Annotated in this window: 11 protein-coding genes; 7 read left to right on the top strand and 4 right to left on the bottom strand. The window is 40.5% G+C overall.

Features of this window, described 5'->3' with window-relative positions:
- Positions 1-597: 597 nt before the first annotated feature.
- Complete coding sequence (locus RMZ42_RS29590) at positions 598-3,018, top strand: sucrose synthase (protein ID WP_322674782.1); 2,421 nt, start codon at positions 598-600, stop codon at positions 3,016-3,018.
- Between the two features lie 74 nt (positions 3,019-3,092).
- Here RMZ42_RS29590 and RMZ42_RS29595 read toward each other — a convergent pair whose 3' ends face one another.
- Both RMZ42_RS29595 and RMZ42_RS29600 read right to left on the bottom strand, forming a co-directional pair.
- Positions 3,093-3,647, bottom strand: a complete 555-nt coding sequence (locus RMZ42_RS29595) for a peptidoglycan-binding domain-containing protein (RefSeq protein WP_322674768.1) — start codon at positions 3,645-3,647, stop codon at positions 3,093-3,095.
- A gap of 92 nt (positions 3,648-3,739) precedes the next feature.
- Entirely contained in the window at positions 3,740-4,456 is a 717-nt protein-coding gene (locus tag RMZ42_RS29600; RefSeq protein ID WP_322674769.1) for an ROK family protein, read from the bottom strand.
- Positions 4,457-4,971: 515 nt separating this feature from the next.
- Here RMZ42_RS29600 and RMZ42_RS29605 point away from each other — a divergent pair.
- On the top strand, positions 4,972-5,475 hold the full coding sequence (locus tag RMZ42_RS29605) for a 2TM domain-containing protein (RefSeq protein WP_322674770.1): 504 nt from the start codon (positions 4,972-4,974) through the stop codon (positions 5,473-5,475).
- 317 nt (positions 5,476-5,792) lie between these two features.
- Here the strand turns inward: RMZ42_RS29605 and RMZ42_RS29610 are convergent, their stop codons facing one another.
- Both RMZ42_RS29610 and RMZ42_RS29615 read right to left on the bottom strand, forming a co-directional pair.
- Positions 5,793-6,359, bottom strand: coding sequence for a phycobiliprotein lyase (locus tag RMZ42_RS29610; protein ID WP_322674771.1), 567 nt, complete (start codon positions 6,357-6,359; stop codon positions 5,793-5,795).
- Positions 6,360-6,434: 75 nt separating this feature from the next.
- Positions 6,435-7,115 carry a HEAT repeat domain-containing protein gene (locus RMZ42_RS29615; protein ID WP_322674772.1) on the bottom strand — a complete coding sequence of 227 codons (681 nt, stop codon included), beginning with the start codon at positions 7,113-7,115 and terminating at the stop codon, positions 6,435-6,437.
- A 78-nt stretch (positions 7,116-7,193) separates the two neighbouring features.
- Between RMZ42_RS29615 and RMZ42_RS29620 the strand changes: the two genes are divergently transcribed.
- The 5 genes from RMZ42_RS29620 to RMZ42_RS29640 all read left to right on the top strand — a co-directional run bounded on the left by RMZ42_RS29620 (position 7,194) and on the right by RMZ42_RS29640 (position 12,987).
- Positions 7,194-7,316 (top strand): hypothetical protein, encoded by a 123-nt coding sequence (locus RMZ42_RS29620; RefSeq protein WP_322674773.1) that lies wholly within the window; start codon positions 7,194-7,196, stop codon positions 7,314-7,316.
- A 435-nt stretch (positions 7,317-7,751) separates the two neighbouring features.
- Entirely contained in the window at positions 7,752-8,564 is an 813-nt protein-coding gene (locus tag RMZ42_RS29625) for a DUF3102 domain-containing protein (RefSeq protein ID WP_322674774.1), read from the top strand.
- 1,029 nt (positions 8,565-9,593) lie between these two features.
- Entirely contained in the window at positions 9,594-10,694 is a 1,101-nt protein-coding gene (gene aroF / locus RMZ42_RS29630) for a 3-deoxy-7-phosphoheptulonate synthase (protein WP_322674775.1), read from the top strand.
- 76 nt (positions 10,695-10,770) lie between these two features.
- The gene (locus RMZ42_RS29635) at positions 10,771-12,474 is read left to right on the top strand and encodes an aromatic amino acid ammonia-lyase (RefSeq protein ID WP_322674776.1); all 1,704 of its coding nucleotides are present in this window, start codon (positions 10,771-10,773) and stop codon (positions 12,472-12,474) included.
- 18 nt (positions 12,475-12,492) lie between these two features.
- Positions 12,493-12,987, top strand: coding sequence for a cytochrome P450 (locus tag RMZ42_RS29640; protein ID WP_322674777.1), 495 nt, complete (start codon positions 12,493-12,495; stop codon positions 12,985-12,987).
- The last annotated feature ends 22 nt before the right edge of the window (positions 12,988-13,009 follow it).

The raw sequence follows: 13,009 nt of genomic DNA on the forward strand, positions 1-13,009 counted from the left end.
CAGAATAAATTATTTATACGCACTATAACAATGAATATTAGCACTCTGAAATAATTAAAAAATATTGATTTAAAAGTCTTATAGAGCTTGATAACTAGGTCGGCGTAAATAATTATCGTTGGGATAAAGCAGAGGGCAGGGAGCAAGGAGCAAGAAGAAAAAGGGTTTGAGCTTTATTTATTTTTCTTCACACAGTTTGGTTTTATTGTGCCAACTTACTTAGTTAAATCTTTTCCTTCTAGATGTGCTGATAATCAAAATATACGCAAATAAATGATATAGTATAGATTACATTAAGCAATTGAGGGTGCGATAATTTGTGCCCCAAATATTATTATGCAGTTATTTAGTAACCTCTATCAAAAGAAATAAAAATTGTATTCCTTTAGTGAGATCCAAAAATACTGAGTCATAGATACTTTAGGTAAAGAAGAACACGCTTTAAGTGTCTGCTAAAAAGTTGATACTTGTATGTACACAGGTAAATATAATTTATCTGTGTTGTTTCGTGTTTATATATGTCTAACAAAAGGTGGAGGCTTATTTGTCTTGCCTAGAAAGTTAACAATGCAAACATCGTCATTTAGTGGAGTTGCTATGTCTGAATTGCTTCAAGCAGTCTTAGATAGTGAAGAAAGAAGTGATTTACGTTCTTTTCTTAGTGAATTACGCCAAAAAGAAAAGAAGTACTTACTACGGAACGACATACTGAATGTATATAGTGAGTATTGCTCCAAGTCTCAGAAACCTGAGACTTTTTACACTTCTTCTGAGTTGGGAAAACTCATTTACTATACTCAGGAAATAATTCAAGAGGACTCAAACTTCTGTTTCATCATCCGTTCTAAGATTGCCAGCCAAGAAGTTTACTGGCTGACATCAGACTTAAGCATTCAGCCGATGACGGTGCAGGATTTGTTGGATCTGCGCGATCGCTTGGTAAACAAATATCATCCCAATGAAGGCGACCTGCTAGAATTGGACTTCGGCCCGTTTTATGACTACACCCCAATCATCCGCGACCCCAAAAATATTGGTAAAGGAGTACAATTTCTCAACCGCTATCTATCCAGCAAAATATTTCAAGATTCCAAACAATTGCTCGACAGCTTATTGAATTTCTTGCGCCTGCACCACTACAACGGTGTGCAACTGCTACTCAACGATCGCATTCAATCACAGCAGCAACTTTCCGAGCAAGTTAAGAAAGCGATCGGTTTTGTTGATAACCGCCCCGAAGATGAACCCTACGAACAATTCCGCTTCCAATTGCAGTCAATGGGTTTTGAGCCAGGTTGGGGTAACACCGCAGCGCGAGTGCGGGAAACTTTAAGTATTCTCGATGAATTAATTGATTCTGCCGATCCTCAGACCCTAGAAGCATTCATTTCTCGTGTCCCGATGATTTTTAGAATCGTCTTGGTGTCAGCTCACGGTTGGTTTGGGCAAGAGGGAGTTTTAGGGCGTCCCGATACCGGCGGTCAGGTAGTTTACGTCCTTGACCAGGCAAAAAGCCTAGAGAAGCAGTTACAAGAAGATGTCCTGCTTGCGGGTTTAGAGAAATTGAATGTCGAGCCAAAGGTAATTATTCTCACCCGCTTGATTCCCAATAGTGATGGCACCCTTTGTAATCAACGGCTAGAAAAAGTTCACGGTAGCGAAAATGCCTGGATTTTGCGAGTGCCTTTACGGGAATTTAATCCTAACATGACTCAAAATTGGATTTCCCGGTTTGAGTTTTGGCCTTATCTAGAAACTTTCGCCATTGATTCCGAAAGAGAACTACGGGCAGAATTTCACGGCACACCTGACTTAATAGTTGGAAACTATACTGATGGAAATTTAGTAGCATTCTTGCTGGCGCGACGGCTGAAAGTTACTCAATGCAATGTTGCCCATGCTTTGGAGAAATCTAAATACTTGTTCAGTAACCTCTACTGGCAAGAATTAGAAGATAAATATCACTTTTCATTGCAATTCACAGCTGACTTGATTGCCATGAATGCTGCCAATTTTGTGATTAGCAGCACCTACCAGGAAATTGTCGGAACACCGGATAGTGTGGGACAATACGAGTCATATAAGTGCTTCACCATGCCGGAGTTGTATCATGTTACCAATGGCATTGAATTATTTAGTCCCAAATTTAATGTTGTACCGCCTGGAGTAAATGAAAATAATTACTTCCCTTACACGCGGATTAAAGACCGAGTAGAGAGCGATCGCCAACGCCTTGCAGAAATGCTCTTTACTCTGGAAGATTCCACGCAAATCTTTGGTAAACTAGACGATCCTAACAAGCGCCCTCTCTTCTCAATGGCGCGTCTTGACCACATCAAAAACCTCACAGGTTTGGCTGAATGTTATGGTCAAAGTAAAGATTTACAAGAGCATTGCAACTTAATTTTAGTAGCGGGTAAGTTACGCGTCGAAGAATCAGATGACAACGAAGAACGCAGCGAAATTATCAAACTCTACCAAATAATTGACCAGTATAATCTGCACGGTAAAATTCGTTGGTTGGGTGTACGCCTCTCCAAAACTGATTCCGGTGAAATTTACCGAGTCATTGCCGATCGTCAGGGAATTTTTGTTCAACCGGCTTTATTTGAAGCTTTTGGTTTAACAATTTTAGAGGCGATGGTTTCAGGATTGCCAACTCTTGCCACACAGTTTGGCGGGCCATTAGAGATTATTCAAGATAAGGTGAATGGCTTTTTGATTAACCCAACGAATTTAGAAGAGACAGCCACCAAAATTGTGGACTTCATCACTAAATGCGAACAAAATCCTAACTATTGGAGTGAAATTTCTCAGCGAGGAATTGACCGAGTTTACAGCACCTATACTTGGAAAATTCACACTAGCAAGCTGTTATCATTAGCACGGATTTATGGCTTCTGGAACTTTACCTCTATGGAAAATCGGGAAGATTTATTGCGCTATATTGAGGCTTTGTTCTATTTAATTTACAAGCCAAGAGCGCAACAGCTATTAGAACAGCATCAGTACCGATAATTCGTCATTTGTCATTTGTCATTTGTCACTTGTCATTTGTTATTAGCTAAAGACAAATGACCAAGGACAAATGACTAAATTGTCAACGCACTCCAAGTTCGTTGACCAACTACTCCATCCACACCTAAATTTTGCTGGTTTTGAAACGCTTTGACAGCAGTCTCTGTTAGTGCGCCAAAAATCCCATCTACTCTCACAGCATAACCGTTAGACACTAATAACTGTTGTAAGGCTCTGACAGCAATACCAGAACTACCGAAATAAAGAGTCGGTAGGGGTTGGCTACTAAACTTCTGAAACCGTCCTGTAGCCTTTGTACGGATTTTACCTCCATACTGAAAAGATTTCTTAGGTTTACCGAAGTTAGAAGAAATTAGTCCCAGATTCTTTTTGCTAATTTTTTGAAGTATGTGTTCTTTTTCTAGTTTTAGCGTTGAGAGAGAAGCCTGGGAAATCTCATCTGTCTGCATAAATTCAGGTGGCGTAACTTTAGCAGCTATCTCTAACTGACTCTGTTTTGACTGGTTTACGTCATTTTCCATCTGAAATAATTGCTGCTGTGGCAAATTGGTTCCAGATGCTTGTCTTATTGTTAACACGCCCGTCATCATCAGGCCAATTTCATTCATTTTAGTTTATTTTACTTGAATAAACAGCGTGTAGGCGTAGGCCGCCCTTAGATATCGCTTAGTACTCTAAGTTGTAGATATTGAAAAACTTTTTACCTTTTTTCATCTCGCCACAAAGCAATACCGCCTAATAAACCAGTGATATTGGGGATGAGTTTGACATTTAACGGCAGCTGTAAATTCACTCTCACCGCTTCACCACCGCCAATGTAAAGGTAGTCATAATTAAACAGATGTTGCAAGGATGCGATCGCTTTTTCTAAACGCCTATTCCATCTTTTCTCACCAATTTTTTCTAACTCTGCACGCCCCAACTGCTCCTCAAAAGTCTCTCCTTTGCGAAACGGGTGATGCCCCATTTCCATATTTGGTACCAGCTTACCATCTACAAATAAAGCCGAACCAAACCCCGTACCCAGAGTAATCACCAATTCGACACCTTTACCAGCGATCGCACCAAATCCCTGCATGTCTGCATCATTAATCACCCGTACAGGCTTGTTTAAGTGTTTTAATAATGCTTTTTCCAAATCAAATCCGATCCAATCTGGATGTAAGTTTACCGCTGTTTCTGTGACTCCACAGCGCACCACACCAGGAAAACCGACCGAAACGCGATGAAATTCACCTTGAGCGGCGGCTAAAACTACAATTGCATTAATTACAACCTCCGGTGTCGCAGGTTGCGGTGTATCTAAACGCGCTCTTTCTGTTACAGGATGCCCCGTAATATCCAAAACCATAGCCTTAACACCACTACCGCCAATATCAACCGATAGGGTACGAATCGATCCATTTTCTTCAACCATTGAGTTACATCCTTGTTAATGCTTGTTATTTCGTTATTAATTATGCTCTGCTGCATTTGATAATATCTTGGATGTTTGGAGAGTCTCTATATTGGTGGAGAGTGGGCAGATGCAGTAAATTTTTCCCCCCTGCCCCCTGCCCCTCTGCCTTTTTACCCTATGCCCGAATGGCACGCTTGTTAAGCACAAACCCCTGATATAACCGGATGAGAGGGTGTGGGGGGTAGGGTGTAGGGTGTAGGGAATCAAGAAAATGTTGAACTCCTTGACGCAACTAAAGGTTAATTGTCTTAAACACTACACCCAACACCCTACCCCCAACACCCTGCCAAACACGAGGTTTCACGTTTTCTTAGTGACATTCACCCTATGCCCAAAGTTAAAAATCCCATACATTCAATGCCGGACAGCATCTAGATTTGTTAATCTAAGAATAATGGAAATAGTACTAGCGTAGCTGCTTAAAATCTATCGGGCAGCAAATTTCTATTAAAAGTAATATAAGAGAAAAAATTATGACGGCGTTTGAACCTCAAAGCATCCGCTCGTATAGCCAAGAAGATGTCCAACAAATTCTGCACTTAGCGATCGCTCGTCAAGCAGATGATAAAGACACAGAATTTTCTTATGAGCATATATTAGAAATTGCTGCTGAGTTAGAAATTTCACCTGAGTCTTTAAAATTAGCAGAGCGCGATTGGGTATTACAACAGGGCCAAGTTCAACAACGAAAAGCTTTTGACGCTTACCGCATCAGAAGATTTCAGAAGCGTTTAAGCAAATATGCAATTTCCAATGGCTTTTTTATACTGCTTGATTTAATTACTGGTGGCGGAATTTCTTGGTCGCTGTACATTTTACTATTCTGCGGATTGCCTGTAGCGCTTGATGTCTGGAATACCTTTCAAATCAAAGGTGATGAGTATGAAATGGCATTCCAAAAATGGAGCCGCAACCATCAGATTAAGAAAACCATCAGCACAGTTTTGAATAAGTGGTTTAAGGTATTACAGGCTTAATCAAAACTTTCTCTAACCCTAACCCATTTCTACTTAATTCCCCCCAGAAATCTACGGTGTACACACAAGTCTGAAATAGCTGATTAGCCAGGATTTTACCCCACCCTAACCCTCCCCTTGCCAAGGGGAGGGAACTGGATTTCTTTTTTCCCCCCGTCGTAAATCCAATAAAATTGGCACGCAAGCTACAAAACCAACTTGCAAAGGGGAGGGAACTGGATTTCTTTTTTCCCCCTTTATAAGGGGGGATTAAGGGGGGTAATTTGACTTGTGTGTACACTGTAGCCAGAAAGGGGGAGAATATTTTGCGATCGAACTTAACTAGATACTGAATTAGCCGCCTCGGAAACCTTCTCAGGGGGTGGAAAGCCACCCATGCGAATCTCTGAAGTGAAGGAAGTGATGCTAAATCCACCAAAACTCTTGAGGACATTTACCCGCATTCGCAAATTGGGGCTAGCAAACCACAGCCGTTCCTCTGAGAATATGTTTTCATCCTCTGTAATTAGGATTAAAGCACCATCACTGTCAAATTTATAGCGTCCGGCAACTGGAGTTTTATTGGCATCAACTATTTCTCTGAGTAACCTGCCTTGGGTCGGATTATCTGCATCAGGTACTGAAACTAACACAGTTGAACCACTATGTTTTGCTCGATCCTTGTCCATTGTGCCGTTCCAGATAATTTTGGTAGCACAGGAAGCAGAACTAGGATTAATGTTGTAACTTTGACACAGCTTAACTACTTCTGGACGATCTAATGGCAGCGTCTCAATGATGATATCTGACTTGCTATGTTCTGATTGGTTAAAAGCCAAATGTTGACTAGTGCGATGAGAAAACCATTTACCAGCACTTAACTGAAAAAACTCTTCAATATTCATGAATGAAATTACCCTGCATCAAAATGCTAAAATTCCCACTTAATTATTATTAAAAGCTAGCAGGAGGTTTTAATATTAAGCTTGATTGCCTATTTCCTCAAGCTTCTTGAGGCCAATTCTGGCTGCCTCAGCAACGTTGAAATGATTGTCTTTTTCTAAGTATTTTAAAGCTGAGATACTCTTGGGAGTGGGAAGATTTCCCAAGGCTTCTGCTAAACGCTGCCTCACTAACCAATCATCTGATTGGGCGAAGCGCAGGATCTTATCTACAGACTCGATGTCTTGAATTTCTCCCAGTGCAGAGATTGCAGCTTGTTGCAACACGACTTCTTTGCTATCCAATGCCTGAATCAGAATTTGATGGGCACGGGGGTCTTTAATATTACCTAGAGAAACAGCTGCACTAAAACGTACTAGCCAATCAGTATCTTCATAAAATGCCCGTGAAAGCACCTCAAAAGCTCTGGCATCACCCAAATATCCTAAAGCACCAGCGGCATCAGCGCGTATACCATAATCAGGGTCATTTTCAAGAATTTTTACCAAAATAGAATAACATTCTGGTGTTGGCTTGATTCCCAGAGCAAATATTGCCATCGATCGCAGTTGCAAAGATTCATCGTCTAGTACCTTTTTAATTAAAGGCACTGCATCCTCAGCCGCAACATGACGCAGATTAGCAAGGGCTACCATGCGATCGCGTAAATTCGGACTTTCTAGCTGAGTAGAAATTTCTTGTAAGCTTAGAGCTGCCATTTAGTTCAAAGCGTTTTCTTTACTTATCTTAATTTACCTGATTTGTTCATCACGCTGTCGCCCTACTGAAGTAGGAGTTTGGCGACTTTACAAAATGGCTCAATTATGAATAAAAAAGCGATCGCGCTTACACCAGTGAAGGAAATCGGTGTAAAGCCTCTGCCAATTGGGAAAATCACTCGCATTCATCGCCCTCTCTAAGAAAAGGCGTACTTGCCAATTTATTTAAGAAATATTAAGTACATCTTCATCGTGAATTGGTATGAGTAGTTCTGCGTAGGCGTAACTCGTCGTAGACATCGCCAAAAAGCCACAAAACTGGCGAATAACAACACATTAGCATTTTTAAAATAGTATTTGGGATAGCAATCGATTATGTACTTTTGTAAAGATATAACAAGAAGTTGCGTAAAGTTATTAGCTTGACCTGAGTAACTTAATAAGCTAAAACACATCTAATTTGCAGATCAAAATTTTCTCAATATCTTGTGGGGTGGGCCGAAAAGCCCGCCCTGATTATGCAACTTGAATGCTGGTTAGCTTACAAGTTCCCTTAAACATAAAATCACAAGCCTAAAAAACTGCTTTGCAAAAATATCTCTAAGAAAAATACAAATGCTAGCAGGAATAGATTGTATGAAAATTAGTAAGCATGAGTCAACAGCTTTTCCTATAGAAATCAAAGTAATACCTACCCAATCAGAGAAAATTATTGACCAGCCTTTAGTAGCTAAGAGCAAGTCAGACTTTGAGAGTAAAGAGGAAAAACAACAACGTTTAGCTATTTTAGCAGAAGATACACGACGTAGGCTAAAACGAAGCGCTATGGACATTTATTGTATTGGTGTCAACTTGCTAGAAGCTCAAAAAATTATCGAACATGGTGAGTTTTTACCTTGGCTACGACAGGAGTTTGGAATGGGAAAAACTTCAGCCTATGAGTTTATTCACGTTGCTAGAGCATTTGAGTCAAAAATTCCGATTATCGGAAATTTGATTAATGGCATTACTCCTACTGCTCTTTATAAACTGGCTGCGCCTAGTACGTCTGAAGCGGCTAGAGATGAAGCAATAAAGATTTTGAAAACAGGCGAAGTAGTCGATCCAGAGGTTGCTAAAAATCTCATCAAAAAATATAAAACTTCTAAAGCAGTAAAGGAACAACAACAAAAAATTTCTTCAATTAGTCAGCAGATAGATACAAATCAAGTAGAAACATTAGTCTTACCCAAGACTGAGGTTTCTAGCATTGAACAAACAACCACTAATCATCTGCCACTTTCTTCTCCACTTCCACAAAATGAACTGCAAAAATTGGTAGCGGAGCGCGATACTTATAAAGCACAACTAGAAGCACTACAGATAAAAAATCAGAAACTTAAGCAAGATATTGCAAAACTTCGTTCAGAACTAACTTTATTACAAACTAGTAAAAGTAGCAGTAGTTAGAGGAATCTCTGATACTTGTCTAAATACTAATTCTTGAGCTAACTTTCATCTAGTAGAATAAATAGATATCTTCAAAAATTAAATATGCATTATCCATAAACCTTATAGAGACATAGTATTGCTACATCTCTACATTCATTTATATTCATATTTTTAACGTGAGATCGACGAGTGCTATTTTGACCTCTCCCCCAGCCCCTCTCCTGGTAGGAGAGGGGAGCAAAAACTCTCCTTACTCGTTACTCCTCTCTCGCCTTTTAAAAGAGGGAGGCTGGGAAGGAGATATCTGTCGAACTCACGTTATTTATAATATGTTCGTTTGAAGCTTGCGATTATAAACACGTGCTAGAAATGAGTGAGTTTATAATTTACACAGCCTGATTTTTTTGATGTTAAAATGTCTTCTACAATGCCATTCATGATTTTACAATCTCTTCCAGTACTAGCATTGAGTAAGGCTCTGTACATCTAGTTTTTCTTTAAAAATCTATTTTTGGTAAATTCCTAAACTGGAAAAATTATCCAGTTTTAGATTTGTATAAAAAATAAACAAGCTCAAACAAGTAAGAAAAAATATTTAAACAATAGATTTTTGGATGGTAAATAAAACAATCTCTTGAAAATTATAAAAGTCGGAAATAAAAATGAAAATACTTGCTTTTTTTTGAAAACAATGGTAGATGTAAAACCAAGCAGCACCCGAATAAAGAACTTAGTGTTTTTAGTTGTAGACGTATTGGCAATTGGTTTGATAGATAATGCTGCAAAAATTAACATAAGATAAATTTCAATAATTAGCCGTAGAATCGAGAGGCTTTTACAATGAAAACTTTGGAATCTAGCAATAAAGATCGGAGATATTTTGGATAATTACTTCGCTCAATTTTAACCAAATAGAAATTTTCTAGGATCTTGCATAAAACTCAAAGAGTAGACTGATTGTTATTTGAAGGGTTAAACAAACAACAAACAACATTCTTAAGTTTAGACATCACAACTCAAATAGTTGCAATTAGGAGATTCAAGACAATGATTATAGTTATGAAATTAGGTACGCCATCAACAGAGATCGAGCGTGTTGTTAAAGAAATCAGTCATTATCAAATCACCCCAGAGGTATGCCAAGGTCAACATAAAACAGTAATTGGCTTAGTTGGCGAAACGGCAGAAATTGACACTAGGCAGATTCAAAATATTAGCCTTTTTATCGAGCAGGTTATCCGAGTAAAAAAACCATTTAAACGTGCTTCTTTAGAATTCCGCTATGGAGAACATAGTGAAGTGGTTGTACCTACACCTAATGGAGCTGTTACCTTTGGACAAACCCATCCTTTAGTTGTAGTTGCTGGGCCATGTTCTGTTGAAAACGAGCAAATGATTGTTGAAACAGCACAGATAGTAAAAGCAGCAGGGGCACAGTTTCTCCGAGGTGGGGCGTACAAACCTCGGACTTCACCTTATGCATTCCAAGGACATGGCGAAAGCGCATTAGGTTTGTTAGCAAAAGCTCGCGAAGTTACTGGTTTGGGTATTATCACAGAAGTTATGGATGCAGCTGATTTAGACAAGATTGTTGAAGTAGCAGACGTAATCCAAATTGGTGCCCGCAATATGCAGAATTTCTCCCTACTGAAGAAAGTAGGCGCTACTGGTAAAGCAGTGTTATTGAAGCGGGGACTATCAGCCACAATTGAAGATTGGTTGATGTCAGCTGAATATATTTTGGCAGCAGGTAATCCCAATGTAATTTTGTGCGAACGGGGAATTCGCACCTTTGACCGACAGTATACACGGAATACCCTTGATATATCTGCAATCCCTGTCTTGCGGACTTTGACTCACTTACCAATTATGATTGACCCTAGCCACGCCACCGGGAAATCAGAGTTTGTCCAACCGATGACTTTGGCTGCCTTGGCAGCTGGCGCAGATTCCTTAATGATTGAAGTTCACCCTAACCCAGCTAAGGCTCTTTCAGATGGGCCTCAATCTTTAACACCGGAAGCATTTGAAGAATTAATGCTAGAAATGGCTTCTTTAGCTAAGTTCTTTGGTCGTTGGTCTAAACAACATAGCGTTACCCCCAAGTTTGCTGCACGAGTTTCTACCACCGCCATTAGGGCTTTATAAGCCTGCCATTACCCTACCAACTAGGACATCCAATCAGTCCATCATCTGTGCAATCTAAATAATAATTGGAAGTTCAATGAATACAACATCACTCAACAAAAACAAGACCTTTCAACCTTCTGTAACCTCCCTAGTAAATTCCAGTAAAACTGTAGTTGTAGGCAACCAAGACCTAACAATAGACGAAGTAGCTAGTGTGTCCCGTCAGGGTGTTCAAGTACGCCTAACCGATAATCGAGATGTTGTGCAAGGCGTTCAAGCATCGTGCGATTACATTAGTAATGCTGTGGAATCTGGTCAACCAATTTATGGTGTGACAAGTGGTTTTGGTGGCATGGCCAATGTTGTCATTTCCCCTGAATCTGCGGCACTGCTTCAGAACAACCTGATTTGGTATCACAAAACCGGAGCCGGACAAAAATTACCGCTAGCTGATGTCCGCGCCGCCATGCTTTTGCGTGCTAACTCCCACTTGTATGGTGCATCTGGTATTCGTCTAGAACTTATCCAGCGTATGGAAACTTTCTTAAATGCTGGTGTCACACCCCATGTATATGAATTTGGATCTATTGGTGCAAGCGGTGATTTAGTGCCTTTATCCTACATTACTGGGGCATTGGTTGGTTTAGACCGTTGTTATACTGTTGACTTTAACGGCGAAGAAATCGACGCGCCGACAGCATTGAGCCATCTGGGTTTAGAGCCATTACAATTACTTCCTAAAGAAGGATTGGCAATGATGAATGGCACCTCAGTCATGACAGGTATTGCTGCCAATTGTGTTTACGACACCAGAGTTTTATTAGCTCTCTCAATGGGGGCACATGCCCTAGCAATTCAAGGTTTGAATGGTACCAATCAATCATTCCACCCATTTATTCATCAACTCAAACCACATTCAGGGCAAAAATGGGCTGCGAACCAAATGCTGAACTTACTAGCAGGTTCACGCTTAGTCCGCGAAGAACTAGATGGTTCTCACAACTATCGGGGTGGAGATCCAATTCAAGACCGTTATTCACTGCGCTGTTTACCACAATACATGGGGCCGATTGTAGATGGGATCGAGCAGATTAAAAAACAAATCGAAGTAGAAATTAATTCTGTCACCGACAACCCACTGATCGATGTTGAGAACCAAGTTAGCTATCATGGCGGTAATTTCTTGGGACAGTATATCGGTGTAGGAATGGATCGGTTGCGCTACTACATCGGGTTGTTGGCTAAACATTTGGATGTGCAAATAGCCTATCTGGTAGCGCCAGAATTTAACAATGGCCTGCCAGCATCTTTGGTAGGGAACCGAGAGCGCAGTGTCAATATGGGGCTAAAAGGTCTGCAAATATCTGGGAACTCCATCATGCCATTGTTAACCTTCTATGGAAATTCGATCGCAGACAGATTTCCTACCCATGCCGAACAATTTAACCAAAATATCAATAGCCAAGGTTTTGCTTCGGCAAACTTAGCGCGTCGTTCAGTAGATACCTTCCAACAGTATATGGCGATCGCTTTGATATTTGGGGTACAAGCAGTTGATTTACGCACCTATTTAGTTGCAGACCATTATGATGCTCGTGCTTGTTTATCTCCTGCTACCAGAGATTTATATATGGCAGTGCGCGATGTCATCGGACAACCAGCTTCACCTGACCGTCCTTATATCTGGAACGACCACGAACAACCTCTTGACGAACATATTGCCCGAATTAGTGCAGATATCGCATCTGGTGGGCAGATTGTGCAAGCAGTTCAAGATATTTTGTCAAGTCTCAATTAAATCTTGAGGACAGTTAAGATGCACAAACAGAGCATTTCACCAAGTATCAGCAAAGCTCCTCCCGGCCCTATCGGCTACCCGATTATAGGTAACCTCCCGCAAATGTTGCGGAATCCACTACAGTTTCTCACGAATGCCGTACAGGAGTATGGCGAAGTAGTCCATCTGGGGGCAATGGGGCCTCAACAACTTTATTTAGTCTCTCATCCAGATCATCTGAAGTATATCCTGCAAGAAAATAGCCGCAACTACATTAAAGGCGAAAACTTTAAATCAATTAAGCAGGTAATCGGTAATGGTCTAGCAGTTGCCGAGGGTGACTCCTGGCGGCGCGAACGCCGCTTAATGCAACCAACCTTTCATCGCCATCGGGTTGGAGCATTAGTCACCTTCATGACCAAAACCATTAGTCAAATGCTAGATACCTGGAGCAGCATCGGCTCAGACAAACCCCTAGATGTGTTTGCACAGATGATGCAACTAGTAGTCTGCCAAGCTAACTTTGCTAAGTAAAACCTTTAATTGGTAAACTAGC

The sequence above is a fragment of the Nostoc sp. DedQUE05 genome, assembly GCF_034530955.1.
Classification (GTDB): Bacteria; Cyanobacteriota; Cyanobacteriia; order Cyanobacteriales; family Nostocaceae; genus Nostoc.

Excerpts from the sequence above, each read along its gene's own strand:
- RMZ42_RS29610 (WP_322674771.1), bottom strand. The coding sequence starts at position 6,359 with ATGAATATTGAAGAGTTTTTTCAGTTAAGTGCTGGTAAATGGTTTTCT.
- aroF (WP_322674775.1), top strand. The coding sequence starts at position 9,594 with ATGATTATAGTTATGAAATTAGGTACGCCATCAACAGAGATCGAGCGT.
- RMZ42_RS29590 (WP_322674782.1), top strand. The coding sequence starts at position 598 with ATGTCTGAATTGCTTCAAGCAGTCTTAGATAGTGAAGAAAGAAGTGAT.
- RMZ42_RS29615 (WP_322674772.1), bottom strand. The coding sequence starts at position 7,115 with ATGGCAGCTCTAAGCTTACAAGAAATTTCTACTCAGCTAGAAAGTCCG.
- RMZ42_RS29600 (WP_322674769.1), bottom strand. The coding sequence starts at position 4,456 with ATGGTTGAAGAAAATGGATCGATTCGTACCCTATCGGTTGATATTGGC.
- RMZ42_RS29595 (WP_322674768.1), bottom strand. The coding sequence starts at position 3,647 with ATGAATGAAATTGGCCTGATGATGACGGGCGTGTTAACAATAAGACAA.
- RMZ42_RS29635 (WP_322674776.1), top strand. The coding sequence starts at position 10,771 with ATGAATACAACATCACTCAACAAAAACAAGACCTTTCAACCTTCTGTA.
- RMZ42_RS29605 (WP_322674770.1), top strand. The coding sequence starts at position 4,972 with ATGACGGCGTTTGAACCTCAAAGCATCCGCTCGTATAGCCAAGAAGAT.
- RMZ42_RS29625 (WP_322674774.1), top strand. The coding sequence starts at position 7,752 with ATGAAAATTAGTAAGCATGAGTCAACAGCTTTTCCTATAGAAATCAAA.
- RMZ42_RS29640 (WP_322674777.1), top strand. The coding sequence starts at position 12,493 with ATGCACAAACAGAGCATTTCACCAAGTATCAGCAAAGCTCCTCCCGGC.